Below are 13619 nucleotides of genomic sequence, written 5' to 3' on the forward strand. Positions count from 1 at the left end.
GGGCTGCACGGTCCGGCGCGCCCTCGCCGCCCCGCCCAACTTCCCCCGCCCCTCCCTCGCCCATCCCTCGCCCATCCCTCGCGCCCCCCGGGCCGGCGCCTGGCGCCCGCGCGCCGCAAGCGGTCATTTTCTGTCACGCGGTTGAGTTGATCTATGCAGGGATCATCTCCGCGTAGATGATCTCCTCCACCCGGCCGGCCGCTCTCCGCACCCACCCACCGACACCCCCCTCTCCGCCCACCCCACCCCACCCCACCCCACCCCACCCCACCCCTCCCTCGATCCCCGCGATCGCCCGACCTCAAGGCCTGACACCATGACTCATCTCGATCTGCCCGGCATCGGCCGGTACCAGTTGCGCGAGCCCGTGGCGCTCGCCGCCCCGTCGGGGCCGGCCTCGTCCCGGGTGGCGTTCGCGGCCGCCCACGTGGTTGCCGATCCGCTGGGCGGGAACGCGCCCGGCGCGCCGGCCGCCGTGGACTGGGAGGGAACACTCAAGTTCCGGCACCGGCTCTGGGAGCTGGGCCTCGGTGTCGCCGATGCGATGGACACCGCACAGCGCGGGATGGGCCTGGACTGGGCCGCGACCCAGGAGCTGATCGCCCGATCGGGTGCGGAGGCGAAGTCCGTCGGCGGTCGGCTGGCATGCGGCGCGGGCACCGACCAACTGACGTCCGTCGACGTCTCGCTGGCCGAGGTGTCGGCGGCGTACGAGGAGCAGCTGGCGGTGGTCGAGGCGGCGGGTGCGCAGCCGATCCTGATGGCGAGCCGGGCGCTGGCGGCGTCGGCGCGCGGTCCGGAGGACTACCTGTCGGTGTACGGGAAGCTGGTCGAGCAGGCCGAACGGCCGGTGATTCTGCACTGGTTGGGCGAGATGTTCGATCCGGCGCTGGCCGGCTACTGGGGCTCGGCGGATCTGGATGCGGCCGCGCAGACGGTGCTCGAACTGATCCGCAGCCACCCGGGGCGGATCGACGGCATCAAGGTGTCGCTGCTGGATGCGGGCCGGGAGATCGCGCTGCGGCGTGAACTGCCGTCCGGGGTGCGGATGTACACGGGCGACGACTTCAACTACCCGGAGCTGGTACGGGGTGACGAGGTCGGGCACAGTGACGCGCTGCTGGGCGTGTTCGACCCGATCGCGGAGGTCGCGGCGGCTGCTCTGCAGGCGCTCGACGCCGGTGATCTGGCGCGCTACGACGCGCTGTTCGGCCCGACGGTGCCGCTGGCGCGACACCTGTTCGCGGCGCCGACGTTCCACTACAAGACCGGCATCGTGTTCCTGGCGTGGCTGTGCGGGCACCAGGACCACTTCACCATGGTGGCCGGTGCGCAGAGCGGCCGTTCGGTGAACCACCTGGTGGAGCTGTTCCGACTGGCGGACGTGGCCGGGGTGTTGGGCGATCCGGAGTTGGCGGCCGGTCGGATGCGGCAGTTCCTGGCGCTGGCGGGGGTGCGGGCATGAGCTCGGCAGGGCTGAAGGTGGCCGAGGGGTGCGAGCGGCTGTCGCTGAACCAGATCACCACCAAGGGCTGGAGTCTGGAGGAGGCGGTAAGGGGCTGCGTGGACGCCGGAGTTCCGGCGATCGGTCTGTGGCGGGACAAGGTCGCCGAGGCGGGTCTGGCCCGGGCGGCGCGGCTGTGCCGGGACGCGGGTGTCGCGGTGAGCAGCCTGTGCCGGGGCGGGTTCCTGACGGCCGGCGACGAGGCGGCGCGTCGGGCGGCGTTCGCGGACAACCTGGCGGCGATCGAGGAGGCGGCCGAACTCGGCACCGACACCCTGGTGTTGGTGGTGGGCGGCCTCCCGGCCGGCAGCCGGGATCTGATCGGGGCCCGCCGCCAGGTGGCCGACATGATCGCCGAACTCGCGCCGCACGCCGATGACTTCGGAGTCCGGCTGGCGATCGAGCCGCTGCACCCGATGTTCTGCGCGGACCGGGCGGTGGTCTCCACCCTGGGCCAGGCGCTCGACCTGGCTGAGGCCCATCCGGCCGAGCAGGTCGGTGTCGTGGTGGACAGCTACCACGTCTGGTGGGACCCGGAGTTGGAGCAGCAGATCGCACGGGCCGGCGCCGGTGGCCGGATCGCCTCCTACCAGGTGTGCGACTGGACGCTGCCGCTGCCCGCGGACGCGTTGCTGGGCCGCGGGCACGTCGGCGACGGGCACATCGACTTCGGCTGGCTGACCGACCGGGTGGCCGCCGCCGGCTACGACGGCTGGATCGAGGTCGAGTTGTTCAACGAGGCGGTCTGGCACACCCCGGGCGAACAGACCCTCGCCACCGTGAAGGAGCGCCACCGCACGCACATCGTGCGCCACTGACCAAGGCAGGCGCGAGCGGGCCGGAGGGTCACCGGCCGGTCCGCCGCCCCTGTCGTGTCGCAGTGGTGGGCGCGCGGCCCGGTCCGGTTGAGTGGTGCCGCGCCGGGGCTGGAAACCGGGCGCGGGAGCCGGAAACGGGCAAGTGGGTCGAGATCGTGATCGAGAGAGGCGGAGGTGGGCGGATGCGAATCGTCGTGGCGCCGGATTCGTTCAAGGGGACGATCGACGCGGCGGATGCCGCCGAGGCACTGGCCGCAGGTTGGCGTTCGGTCCGGCCGGCGGACGAAGTACGGTGCGCGCCAATGGCCGACGGCGGGGAGGGGACGCTCGCGGCCATCGTCTCCGCCAGCCCCGGCGCGCGGCTGATCGACGTCCCGGACGTGACCGGCCCGGACGGTCGGCCGGTGTGCGGGCAGTTCGCACTGCTGCCGAACGGCACGGCGGTGGTCGAGCTGGCGGTGGCAAGTGGACTCCCGTTGCTGGGAGACGAGTTGCGCCCGCTGACGGCGACCACGCGGGGCACCGGCGAGACGATTGCCGCCGCTCTGGACGCCGGTGCGACCCGGCTGCTGATCGGCCTCGGCGGTTCGGCGTCCACCGACGGCGGCTTCGGACTGCTGTCCGCTCTCGGCGCCCGCCTGCTGGACGACGAAGGCGGAGAGCTTGCTGACGCTGCGTCAAAGCTCGATGCCGCACTCGAGGTTGCCGCCACCTTCGACCGTTCACGGATCCGCTTCGCCCCGCCCGGCGGGGTGGTGCTGCTCACGGATGTGACCAATCCGCTGCTCGGCGAACGCGGCGCGGCGGCGGTGTACGGGCCGCAGAAGGGCGCCGGCAAGGACGAACTCCCGCTGCTGGAGCGCAGGTTGACGAGACTGGCGGAGCTGATGGGCGCCGACCCCTCGCACCCCGGTGCAGGTGCGGCAGGCGGAACGGGCTACGGGCTGCTTGCAGGCTGGGGCGCGGTGGTCGAACCGGGCGCACCAGCGGTTGCCCAACTCCTCGGGCTGCCCGACATGTTGGCGTCAGCAGATCTGCTGATCACCGGCGAGGGCCGGTACGACGCGACAAGTCTTCAGGGCAAGGCCGTCGGCGAGGTGGTGCGCCTGGCCGAGGCGGCGGGCGTTCCGTCCAACGTGGTGGCGGGCGAGTCGACTGCCGCCGAGGTGCTCACCCTCTCCTCGCTGGCCGGTTCCGCATCCGCCGCCCGGGCCGAGCCGGCCCACTGGCTGCACCGCGCCGGGGCGACGCTCGCGGACCGGTGGACAGCCTCGCAGTCCTGATCCGCCGTCCCCGACCACCCGTTCCGACCCGCCGACCCGCCGACCCGTCGCCCCGCCGACCGGCCGCCCCGCCGACCGGCCGACCGGCCGACCGGCCGACCGGCCGAGTGAACCCTCCTCCCACCTGCCCGATATCCCGTTGACCTGCTGTCGGCGGCCCGGAAGGATAAGTCGTCATGTCTACTTTCCATGACGACCCACAGTCCGCACCGGCCACCCCTGCCACGCCCGCGCCGACCACGCCCGCCCCGACCACGCCCGCCGCGGACTGGACGGACTGGGCAACGGCCAACCGCGCGAACTGGGACGAGCGGGTGCCGGTCCATGTCGGCGGTGCGTTCTACGACGTCCCGGCGTTCGTGGCCGGCGCCGAAGTGCTGCGGGACTTCGAGCTCGCGGAGCTCGGGGACGTCACTGGAAAGCGCTTGCTGCACCTGCAGTGCCACATCGGCCTGGACACCCTTTCGTGGGCGCGTCGCGGCGCGCTGGTGACGGGGCTGGACTTCTCCGAGCCGGCGCTCGTGGAGGCCGCGCAGCTCGCGAAGCGGATCGGGACGGACTCAGCGCGCTTCGTCACCTCCGATGTGTACGGGGCGGTGGAGGCCCTCGGCGGCGAAACCTTCGACATCGTGTACACGGGCATGGGAGCGCTGAACTGGCTTCCGGACCTTGCACGTTGGGCACGCACGGTGGCGGCACTGACCAGCCCGGGCGGCTTCGTGTACCTGTCCGAGTTCCACCCGGTCGCCGAACTCGTCGCGGAGGACGGCCGCACTGTGGTGGAGGACTACTTCGACCGCGCGCCGGCCGTCGTGGACGAGCCCGGCAGCTACGCCGACCGGGACGCGACGATGACCGCGACCCGCACGGTGCAGTGGCGGCACGGAATCGGCGACGTGGTCAGCGCCCTGGCAGCGGCCGGCCTGCACCTGGAGTTCCTGCACGAACACGCGCACGGCCACTTCTTCCTGCCGCCCGGCCCCCGCCTCCCGCTGGTCTACTCACTGCGCGCCTCCCGCCCGTCCTGAAGCCCCACCGCCGAACACCGCCGGGCGGCGAACCTGACTCCAGCGCCGGAAGAAACCCGAACGGCCCACCGAATCCGCTGGGCCGTCCCGACGCTGCGGTCACTCGGACGGAGGCCGTCGCCCGAACGGTCAGCGCACCTCTCCGGCCAGGGCATCAACAGCCGCATAAACGGCCGCCGGGTGGGCGAGAAGGTCGGTACTGTCGGCCCACTGATCGACGGCGCCGGTCAGCGGGAGTTCGCGCAACTCCGGTTCGGTGACGGTACGTTGGAGGGCGCGGGCGAAGCGGTCGGCGTGCAGGACCAGGTACGGGCGGCTGTGGTACGGGCGCCGCGTCGGGTCCAACGGTTCGGTGAGCGCCAGCGCGTTGTGGGCGCGGGCGGCGGACTCGTACGCGTCGCACAGATCGGTGGCGGCGAGGACGGCGCGCAGAGCCGGCCCGAGGACGGGGTCGGCGGGCAGGCGCGCGAACGCCTGCCCCAACCACTTGCTGTACGGCGCGAAGGAACGATGTTGCAGCAGGGTGAGCCGCATCAGGTCGCGGACCAGGCGGGCGGCGACGACGGCGGCGCCGAGTTCGTCGCCGGTCTCGGCGCAGCGGCCGACGAACGCTTCCTCCTGCGCGATGCGCTGCCACTGGCAGGCCATCAGGTATCGCCACAGCTGGTCGGGGTACCACCGGAAGCGTCGGCGGACGGCGGTGACGGTGCCGTGGTCGTCGCGCAGGACGATGCCGGCGGTGAGTTCGGCGAGTTTCTGCTGCGGAAGCGCGAGCCAGTCGGTGGTGGTGGGATCGGTGTCGGCCCAGGCGGCGGCCCGGGGGCCGAGCTGGGTGGTGAGCCAGCCGGGCAGGTGGTGGACCGTGACGCGGTGGTCCACGGCGCCGGCGGTGGCGGGTTCGAGGTGGCTGACGGGGTTGCGCGGGTCGCCGGTGGCACGGAAGTGGGTGGACCAGCCGCGGATCTGCGGGGGCAGGCGTTCGGCGAGCAGTGCGGTGATGGCCGGGCCGTGCCGCTCGGCGTCCTCGGGGGTGAGGAAGAGTTGAAGGCGCGGCCCCCAGTCGTGGTCGGCGGAGCGGGCGGTGTCGAAGCCGAGCACTTCGGAGCCCGGTCCGATTCGCGCAGCGGCGAAACGCAGCCGCGGGTAAGCGCTTTCCAGCAGGGGTCGGACTGCGTCCTCGTACAGTGCTGCGGCAAGTTCGAGTCTCGGCACGAACGGCGGCTCCGGCGTGATCATGCCGCCCACCTTGGCAGCGAGCAGCGCCGTGGTCCATCGCATATCGCCCTGCCGGCAGGACATCAACGCGACCGAGCAGTTCAGCCGACGGCGGCGGGGCGTTTGTCGGGCCGCCCTGGGCGAGGTCAGGACGTCAACGCGACCGAGTGGTTCAGCCGACGGCGGCGGGGCGTTTGTCGGGCCGCCCTGGGCGAGGTCAGGACATCAACGCGACCGAGCAGTTCAGCCGACGGCGGCGGGGCGTTTGTCGGGCCGCCCCGGGCGAGGTTCGGAAGCGGTGGCCGGATCGGCGACGTGCGCCTCGGCCGCAAGCCCCTTGAACGGCTCGTCGGGGCGGTCGCGAATTGGCATGGCGACCAGGAGCGTGAAGGTCAGCAGGACGTAGGCGCTGCCGCCGAACAGTGTGCCGGGGGTGCGCCCGTCGGGGTGCCAGAGCCACACCATGCCGCTGGAGATGACCAGTTGGAGCAGCCAGCTGACGGTGAGCAGGCCGCGGCGGCGTTCGCGCAGCGCAACCTCGGCAAGGACCACCAGCGCGGGCAGCACCCACACCAGGTGGTGCACCCAGGTGATCGGGCTGACCAGGCAGCAGGCGAGGCCGGTGAGGCTGTAGGCGGCGAGGGTGTCACCGGCCCGGGTGGCCCGGTGCAGGCGGTGCGCCCAGATGGCGAGGACGGCGAGCGAGGCGGCCACCCACAGTGCCCGGCCCGGGAGTTGAGGTCCGAGGCGGGCGATGAGGCCCTGCAGCGACTGGTTGGACATGTTGGCGAAGCCGCCGACGCGGTCGGTGTCCCAGAGGGTGGCGGTCCAGAACTGCCGGGAGACCTCGGGACCGATCAGAAACCCCAGCCCGGTGGCGCCCAGCGCGGTCACGGTGGCGGTCCCGGCGGCACGCCACTGGCGGGTGATCAGCAGGTGGACGATGAACAGTGCGGGGGTGAGCTTGATCGCGGCGGCCAGTCCGATGCCGACCCCGCTAATGAACTTCCAACGGCTGTCGGCAAGTTGCCGATCCGCGAAGACCAGGGCGACCAGCAGCAGGTTGACCTGACCGAAACTGAAAGTGTCGCGCACCGGGTTGCTGAGACCGCACAGACAGGCCGCCAGCCCGAACGCGTACCACCGGCACCAGCCGCGCCGCCGCGCGATCGGATCGACCAGCCAGTACAGCAGGAGGGCGGTCGCGACGGCGGACAGAACGACACCGACCGCGATCGCCGGATGCCAGCCGAACAGGCGCATCGGCAGCATGCAGACCGCGGCGAACGGCGGGTAGGTGAACCCGTAGGCCGCGCCGGGGCGGACGTAGTCATAGAGCTGCCCGGTCTCGAACCAGTGCCGCACCGTGCCGTAGTACACCCCGATGTCGAACCAGCCGCGATGCCCAGGAATGACCGCCAGGACCAGGGCGGTAACGACCACGGCGACCCCCAGGACCACGACCCTGGCGACGGTCGTTCCCCGCGTCAGCACGCCAACTGCCCTTCACGGACCGAGATCCCGCGCTCCGCAGCCGCCACGACTCCGACCCCGATCCCCAATCCGCCGCCCGCGAGCACCAGTTCCGCACCGTCCGGGCTGAACCCGTCCGGCATCACCACGAACACCAGGACCACGCAGGCAAGTTCGACGACCCTCCGGACACCCGCTGCACGAACGGCGAACGCCGCGGGAAGCACTGCCCACAACGCGTACCACGGCCGGAAGGCCGGCCCGAGGGCAACCAGGACGGCAAACGCGAACGCCAGGGCAGCCACCGGCTCGCTCCCCCGCCCGACAACTCTCCACCCCAACACGGCAATAGCAGCTGCCGCGAGGACGATCCCGAGCAACCGGGCGACATTGACCGCACCCTCCGGAGCGGTGCCTGCGATATCGGCGGCCAGTCGGCCCAGACTGCTGGTGAGTGACCAACTGGAGTTGGTGGCCGTGGTGGTGAGGGCTGAGATCCATCCGCAACCGGTGCCCGCAACGGCGGTGAAGGCAATCACCGTGCCGGCGGCCGCCCCCAAAGCCCGTGCGCCCGTCCACAGTTGGGCCCGCCAAGTACGATCCGCAGCAGCGACCAGGCACGCCACGGGCAGAGCGAGCGCGGCCGGGGCCTTCACCAGGGCAGCCAGGGCGACCAGGGCGGCGGCGAGCACAGCACGCCGCCGAGTGGCGGCAAGCAGGCCGCCGAGCAGCAGGGCGAGCGCCGGCGCATCGTTGTGCGCACCGGCGATCAGGTGGACCAACACCAGCGGATTGAGCACCCCCAGACGCAACGCGGCGGCCGGATCGACGCCGAGCGCGCGGGCGAGCGCGGGCAGCAGGGCGGCAATCGCGGCAACGGCGAGAACAGCAGCCAGCCGCAGCACCACCGTTCCGACCCACGGGTGTTCGGCGAGCGGAGCGACGGCCCGGGCCACCAGCAGGAAGGCAGGACCGTAGGGAGCGGGAGTGTGCTGCCAAACCTGCGGTATCTGTACGGCTGTTGGCCCGCCGAGGTCGGCCGGCCCGTGCGTGTAGACGTCCAAACCGTGGGCGAGCATGGCACCTTGGGCAAGGTAACTGTAGACATCACGGCTGAACAGCGGAGGCACGAGCAGCAGCGGGGCGACCCACCAGATCAGCGTGACGTTCAACCAGCGCTCACTGGGCGGCGGTTGACCGTCAACGGGTCGCCCCATCAACAGCCAGGCGGCGACAAGAACGGCGAGCCCCGCGAACACCAGCACGGTACCCGCACCGCCAGAAGCACGCAGCGCAGGGCCGGTGTCAGCGGCGGACCGAGCGCCTGCGCTGAGGGCCCCGACGGCCAGAGCGAGCGAACCCAGGAGCCCGAGCCACCGGTACCGGCTCGGGTAGGCGTTCACGCCCGTGTTCGGCATGCCGGGAAGGCTGACAGAACGGTGTGGCGACCGGACGACCGGCTCGCGTCCGGCGGATGACCACAGGGCGTCCGGAGAGAGCCGGCCACCCACCGACCCACCCCACCCCCGGCCTGCTCCGCCACCGCCCCGCCACACCCCAAATCGGTGAACTCCGTTCGCCGAACCGGCCATTCAGCATGTGCACATCTGATCTCCGTCGGACGTCCACCTGAGGGCCAGTCGGGTCGGGGAGACATACCCATGCCGCTTCTGACCGGCGCCGCCCGACCGGCGAACCGGCGGACCGGCAGCGGGCGTCGTGTCGTCGCGTGTCGTCCCGTGCTGTTCGCCGCCACCGTATCGCGCCCCGAGACCCCGGAGAGTCAGCCATGGCCACCACCTCCGCCCGCCCTGCCCAGTCACCCTCGACCAACACCCACGCCGTGGCGGGCCAACAGCCGTCGTACCAACTGGTGTTCGCCCGGACCGCGGAGGACGTGCGCGCCGCGCAGCGGCTGCGGCACCAGGTGTTCGCGCAGGAGATGGGGGCGGTGCTGGAGTCGCCGCTGCCGGGCCTGGACGCGGACCCGTTCGACGAGTTCTGCGACCACCTGCTGGTGCGCGAGCAGTCGAGCGGCGAGGTGGTCGGCACGTACCGACTGCTGCGTCCCGAACAGGCGCGCCGCGCGGGCAGGTTGTACTCGGACACCGAGTTCGACCTGGGCCGGCTCGGCGGTCTGCGGGACGGCCTGGTGGAGGTCGGCCGGTCCTGCATCGCCGAGGCGCACCGCGGCAACGGCGCGGTCATCAACCTGATGTGGGGCGGCATCGCCCGCTACATGACGGCCACCGGCAACGCGTGGCTGGCTGGCTGCTGCTCGGTCCCGCTGTCCGACGGTGGCACCGCCGCCGCCGGAGTGTGGGACGCGGTGTCCGCCAAGTACCTTGCGCCGCAGGAGTATCGAGTCACCCCCCTGCGTCCGTGGTCGGCGGACGGGGTGGCCCGGCAGGGGCGGACCCCGATCCCGGCACTGCTACGCGGCTACCTGCGCCTCGGCGCGTGGGTGTGCGGCGAGCCCGCGTTCGACCCCGACTTCAACGTGGCGGACCTGTACGTCCTGCTGTCGCTGGAGCGCACCGACCCGCGCTACCTCCGGCACTTCCTGTCCGCAGCGGCGGACCTGCCGATCTCAACCATCACCAGCGGCACCAGCAAAACCGACAACTCCCGCAGCACGAACGCCACTTCGGCCAGAACGGCGACCGCGGCATGAGCGCCTGGCTGCCGACCGCGCCATGCACGCCCGGCGCCTGCGTGACGGTCCCCGAACCGCGCGCAGGGGTCGCGCACCGAATGCTGCGACTGGCCGGCTGCGCGACGGTCCTGCTCGCGGGTGTCGTTGCAACGCCCGCGGTGCGGGCACTGCGGTGGCTGCCGACCGAGCGCCTGGTGCGCTGCTGGGCGCGGCTGCTGCTGGCCTCGCTGGGGGTGCGAGTGCGGCCAATCGGCGTTCCGGGCAAGCAGGTTGGTGGTTCGCTGGTGGTGTCGAACCACATCTCGTGGCTGGACATTCCGCTGGTCGCTGCCGTCCGTCCGGGCCGGATGCTGGCCAAGACCGAGGTCGGCCGCTGGCCGGTGCTCGGCCCGCTGACTTCCTGGGGCGGCACCATCTTCATCGACCGGGAGCGGCTGCGCGCACTGCCCGGCACGGTCGACGAGATCGCGACGGCGCTGCGCTGCGGCGAGCGGGTGGTGGTCTTCCCGGAGGGAAGTACCTGGTGCGGGCGCGTCGGCGGACGGTTCCGCCCGGCCCTGTTCGAGGCGGCGGTGCGCGCCGACGTCCCCGTCCAACCGCTGGTGCTGCGTTACCGCACGGCGGCGGGTCCGAGTACCGCGCCGGCCTTCGTCGGTGAGGACGGGCTGCTGCCTTCGCTGTGGCGCGTCGTCTCGGTTCGTGGCCTGGCCGCCGAGGTCGAGTTCCTGCCGCAGCTGCCGCCCGCGCTGTTCCCCGGCCGGCGCCAACTGGCCGCCGCCGCCCAGCGGGTGGTGGACCAGCGGCGCCACCTCGACATCCCCGACTGCGCGGCCTGCACCGTCCCGACCACCGCAGCCCACCCATCAGAGCGGCCGGCCGACCCCTCAGAGCGGCCGGCCGACCCGTCCGCCCACCCGTCCGAGCAGCCGGTCCTCGTACCCGACCGCGAGGACGTTCTGCGGCCCCGAGCGGGCGCCGCACACTGACCGACCAGCCCGCCCACGACCACGGCGGCAGGTACGACCGTACGGCTCCCGTATGATCGGGCGAGTTCAGAGAAGGCGAGGAGTGCTCGATGCAGGTGGACGAGGAGGCCGTCGGCGCGGTGCTGAACCGGCTGCGCCGAGCCCAGGGCCAACTGACCGGCGTGATCGCGATGATCGAGGCCGGCCGCGACTGCAAGGACGTGGTGACCCAACTCGCCGCAGTCTCGCGCGCCCTCGACCGGGCCGGCTTCAAAATTCTCGCCAGCGGCATGCGTCAATGCCTCGCCTCCGCCGACGAGAACACGCCCCCGATGACCGAGGCCGAGCTGGAGAAGCTCTTCCTCACCCTGGCATAGCCGACACCGCAAAACCGGTCGAGATCCGAACCAGCTCAGACCGATCCAAACCGATTCGAACCAGACCGAACCGATCCGATCGAATCCGGGCAGCCCCGCCCCGCACACGCACGAACCCCAGGCGCGACCACAGCGCACCCGGGGTTCGTTCACAAGCGGCGTGCCCAGCCAAAAGCACCGAAAGCACCGGCACCAGAAGCGCAGGACGCCGCTCAGGCGAGGGTGAGGAAGAGCTTCTCGAGTTCCGCCTCACTCATGGGGGCGCCGCCTTCCTCGGCCTCGGCCATGCACTGACGCATGCCACTGGCGACGATCTTGAAGCCGGCCCGGTCGAGGGCGCGGGAGACGGCGGCGAGCTGGGTGACGACGTCCTTGCAGTCGCGGCCGGCTTCGATCATGGCGATGACGCCGGCCAGTTGGCCCTGGGCGCGGCGCAGCCGGTTCAGTACGGCGCCGACGGCCGCCTCGTCCACCTGCATCGGGTCTCCTCCTCGTGCTGGGCCTTCCCCGGCGGGTGCCGGGTGGGGCCGGTAATACCCCCGCCGGTATCAACCAGGACGGTGGGCGGGGCATTCCCGCCCACCGGTCGGGGTGGTGCGGTGGTTGGCGGTCAGACTGCGGACTCCCACGCGCCGTAGCCGCCGAGCAGGTCGGAGGTCTGCGGGTGGCCGTGGTGGCGCAGCAGGCTGGCCGCGATGGACGAGCGGTGGCCGCCGGCGCAGTGCACGACGACGGCGCGATCCTGCGGGATCTCAGCCAGGCGCTTGGGGAGTTCGGCCAGCGGGAGGTGCATCGAGCCGGGGATCAGTCCGCCGTCGCGCTCCGCGCCGCCTCGCACGTCGAGGACCAGCGGCGGCTCGCTGCCCGCGAGTTCGGTGCGCAGGTCGGCGACGGTGCGGCGGGCGGCCTGGCGCATCTGCTCGGGCACGGAGCGGAATGTGGTCTCGGGGTCGGCGAGGTGGCCTGCGACGCGGTCGAAGCCGATCCGGGCGAGGCGGGTGACGGTCTCCTGTTCGCGGCCTTCGGGGGCGACCACCAGCAGCGTCCAGGCGGGGTCGAGGACGGTGCCGGACTGTTCGGCGAAGCGCCCGTCGGCGGGGACGTTGATGGCGCCGGCCAGGTGTCCGGCGGCGAAGTCGAGCGGGTCGCGGGCGTCGACGACGACGGCGCCCTCGGCGCGACGGGCGAGGAAGGTCTCGGCGTCCAGCGGGGTGTCGAGCGCGGCGGCGTCGAGCAGGTCGCGCTCGCGCCGGTTGAGGTCGGCGTCGTAGCCGAAGTAGCCGGGGGCGGCGGGCTGGCCGGCGGTGACGATGGCCACGAACTCGTCCTCGGTCATCGGCGCGCACGCATAGTTGGTGGCGCGCTGCTGTCCGATGGTGGACTGGAGCTCGGTGGACAGGTTCTTGCCGCAGGCGGAGCCGGCGCCGTGCGCGGGGTAGACCCGGACGTCGTCGGGCAGCGCCATCAGCTTGCGCTGGACGCTGTCGTACAGCATCCGTCCGAGCTCGTCGGCGGTGACGCCGGCGGAGGCCAGCAGGTCGGGGCGGCCGACGTCGCCGATGAACAGGGCGTCACCGGTGAGCACGCCGTACGGGACGGTGTCGTCGGCGTTCTCGCGGACCAGGACGCTGATCGACTCGGGGGTGTGGCCGGGCGTCTCGAGGATCTCCAGTTCCACGGTGCCGAGGCTGATCCGCTCGCCGTCGGCGAGCTTGCGGATCGGGTACTCGGTCTCGGCACGCTGCCCGTAGCCGATCCAGGCGCCGGTGCGGTCGGCGAGTTCGAGGTGGCCGGAGAGGAAGTCGGCGTGGAAGTGGGTGTTGATGACGCCCTCGACCGTGAAGCCGCGCGCTTCGGCCTCCGCCAGGTACTCGTCCACGTCCCGGCGCGGATCGATCACCACGGCGCGGCCGGTGGTCTCGTCCGCGATCAGGTACGAGGCCTGGGAGAGGCACTCGAGGTAGTACTGGGCGAAGAACACGGATGTCCTCATCTCTGCGTCGGCCGGTCACGGCTGGAGGGTGGAGGTGCGGGCGCGATACGGGTGCGGAGCCGCGGGCGGGTACGGGTGCGGGGCCGATATGCCCGACACCCGAGCCCGCCGATACCCCCATGGGTATTATTGCAGGCAGTTCTCGACTGTAGCGGATCCCGAGCGATACGGGTGGGGGTATATGCTCGATCCCAACGATATACCCCCTCCGGTATCTTCCTCGGGACGGCCGAGCGCCGCGAAGTACCGCCGGAGGACCCCGCACCACTCCCGCACGTCCCACCCTCATCACCGCCCAGGAGGACCC

Annotated in this window: 12 protein-coding genes; 7 read left to right on the forward strand and 5 right to left on the reverse strand. The window is 72.0% G+C overall.

All coding sequences use genetic code 11. From position 1 onward, the window contains the following. Window positions 1-316: 316 nt before the first annotated feature. The 4 genes from ACGFWJ_RS00125 (at window position 317) to ACGFWJ_RS00140 (ending at window position 4633) form a co-directional block, all read left to right on the forward strand. A complete protein-coding gene (locus ACGFWJ_RS00125) occupies window positions 317-1465 on the forward strand; it encodes a dihydrodipicolinate synthase family protein (RefSeq protein WP_392943672.1) in 1149 nt (382 codons plus the stop codon). Further along, on the forward strand, window positions 1462-2322 hold the full coding sequence (locus ACGFWJ_RS00130) for a sugar phosphate isomerase/epimerase family protein (protein WP_392943674.1): 861 nt from the start codon (window positions 1462-1464) through the stop codon (window positions 2320-2322). The genes ACGFWJ_RS00125 and ACGFWJ_RS00130 overlap by 4 nt, the downstream gene beginning before the upstream one ends. Before the next feature lie 182 nt (window positions 2323-2504). Beyond that, a complete protein-coding gene (locus ACGFWJ_RS00135; RefSeq protein ID WP_392943676.1) occupies window positions 2505-3605 on the forward strand; it encodes a glycerate kinase in 1101 nt (366 codons plus the stop codon). A 176-nt stretch (window positions 3606-3781) separates the two neighbouring features. Continuing rightward, window positions 3782-4633, forward strand: coding sequence for a class I SAM-dependent methyltransferase (locus ACGFWJ_RS00140; RefSeq protein WP_387633668.1), 852 nt, complete (start codon window positions 3782-3784; stop codon window positions 4631-4633). 129 nt (window positions 4634-4762) lie between these two features. On the opposite strand, the gene ACGFWJ_RS00145 is transcribed toward ACGFWJ_RS00140, so the two are convergent. From ACGFWJ_RS00145 to mptB, 3 genes are all read right to left on the reverse strand, one after another. Beyond that, entirely contained in the window at window positions 4763-5869 is a 1107-nt protein-coding gene (locus ACGFWJ_RS00145; RefSeq protein ID WP_392945429.1) for a DUF4037 domain-containing protein, read from the reverse strand. Window positions 5870-6091: 222 nt separating this feature from the next. Beyond that, window positions 6092-7342: a glycosyltransferase 87 family protein gene (locus ACGFWJ_RS00150; protein WP_392943678.1), complete on the reverse strand. Its 1251-nt coding sequence runs from the start codon at window positions 7340-7342 to the stop codon at window positions 6092-6094. Further along, on the reverse strand, window positions 7336-8739 hold the full coding sequence (gene mptB, locus ACGFWJ_RS00155) for a polyprenol phosphomannose-dependent alpha 1,6 mannosyltransferase MptB (protein ID WP_392943680.1): 1404 nt from the start codon (window positions 8737-8739) through the stop codon (window positions 7336-7338). The genes ACGFWJ_RS00150 and mptB overlap by 7 nt, the downstream gene beginning before the upstream one ends. Window positions 8740-9110: 371 nt before the next feature. On the opposite strand from mptB, the gene ACGFWJ_RS00160 reads away from it, so the two are divergent. The 3 genes from ACGFWJ_RS00160 to ACGFWJ_RS00170 all read left to right on the forward strand — a co-directional run bounded on the left by ACGFWJ_RS00160 (window position 9111) and on the right by ACGFWJ_RS00170 (window position 11319). Then, window positions 9111-9995, forward strand: coding sequence for a GNAT family N-acetyltransferase (locus ACGFWJ_RS00160; RefSeq protein WP_392943682.1), 885 nt, complete (start codon window positions 9111-9113; stop codon window positions 9993-9995). A gap of 80 nt (window positions 9996-10075) precedes the next feature. Then, complete coding sequence (locus ACGFWJ_RS00165) at window positions 10076-10963, forward strand: lysophospholipid acyltransferase family protein (RefSeq protein WP_392943684.1); 888 nt, start codon at window positions 10076-10078, stop codon at window positions 10961-10963. Between the two features lie 89 nt (window positions 10964-11052). Then, on the forward strand, window positions 11053-11319 hold the full coding sequence (locus ACGFWJ_RS00170; protein WP_043911730.1) for a metal-sensitive transcriptional regulator: 267 nt from the start codon (window positions 11053-11055) through the stop codon (window positions 11317-11319). 212 nt (window positions 11320-11531) lie between these two features. On the opposite strand, the gene ACGFWJ_RS00175 is transcribed toward ACGFWJ_RS00170, so the two are convergent. Further along, window positions 11532-11798, reverse strand: a complete 267-nt coding sequence (locus ACGFWJ_RS00175; protein ID WP_043911727.1) for a metal-sensitive transcriptional regulator — start codon at window positions 11796-11798, stop codon at window positions 11532-11534. 131 nt (window positions 11799-11929) lie between these two features. Continuing rightward, complete coding sequence (locus ACGFWJ_RS00180) at window positions 11930-13300, reverse strand: rhodanese-like domain-containing protein (protein ID WP_392943687.1); 1371 nt, start codon at window positions 13298-13300, stop codon at window positions 11930-11932. Between the last annotated feature and the right edge of the window lie 319 nt (window positions 13301-13619).

The sequence above is a fragment of the Kitasatospora sp. NPDC048407 genome (genome assembly GCF_043200475.1).
In the GTDB taxonomy this organism is placed as follows: domain Bacteria; phylum Actinomycetota; class Actinomycetes; order Streptomycetales; family Streptomycetaceae; genus Kitasatospora.

Excerpts from the sequence above, each read along its gene's own strand:
- ACGFWJ_RS00125 (WP_392943672.1), top strand. The coding sequence starts at position 317 with ATGACTCATCTCGATCTGCCCGGCATCGGCCGGTACCAGTTGCGCGAG.
- ACGFWJ_RS00130 (WP_392943674.1), top strand. The coding sequence starts at position 1,462 with ATGAGCTCGGCAGGGCTGAAGGTGGCCGAGGGGTGCGAGCGGCTGTCG.
- ACGFWJ_RS00135 (WP_392943676.1), top strand. The coding sequence starts at position 2,505 with ATGCGAATCGTCGTGGCGCCGGATTCGTTCAAGGGGACGATCGACGCG.
- ACGFWJ_RS00140 (WP_387633668.1), top strand. The coding sequence starts at position 3,782 with ATGTCTACTTTCCATGACGACCCACAGTCCGCACCGGCCACCCCTGCC.
- ACGFWJ_RS00145 (WP_392945429.1), bottom strand. The coding sequence starts at position 5,869 with ATGATCACGCCGGAGCCGCCGTTCGTGCCGAGACTCGAACTTGCCGCA.
- mptB (WP_392943680.1), bottom strand. The coding sequence starts at position 8,739 with ATGCCGAACACGGGCGTGAACGCCTACCCGAGCCGGTACCGGTGGCTC.
- ACGFWJ_RS00160 (WP_392943682.1), top strand. The coding sequence starts at position 9,111 with ATGGCCACCACCTCCGCCCGCCCTGCCCAGTCACCCTCGACCAACACC.
- ACGFWJ_RS00165 (WP_392943684.1), top strand. The coding sequence starts at position 10,076 with ATGCTGCGACTGGCCGGCTGCGCGACGGTCCTGCTCGCGGGTGTCGTT.
- ACGFWJ_RS00170 (WP_043911730.1), top strand. The coding sequence starts at position 11,053 with ATGCAGGTGGACGAGGAGGCCGTCGGCGCGGTGCTGAACCGGCTGCGC.
- ACGFWJ_RS00175 (WP_043911727.1), bottom strand. The coding sequence starts at position 11,798 with ATGCAGGTGGACGAGGCGGCCGTCGGCGCCGTACTGAACCGGCTGCGC.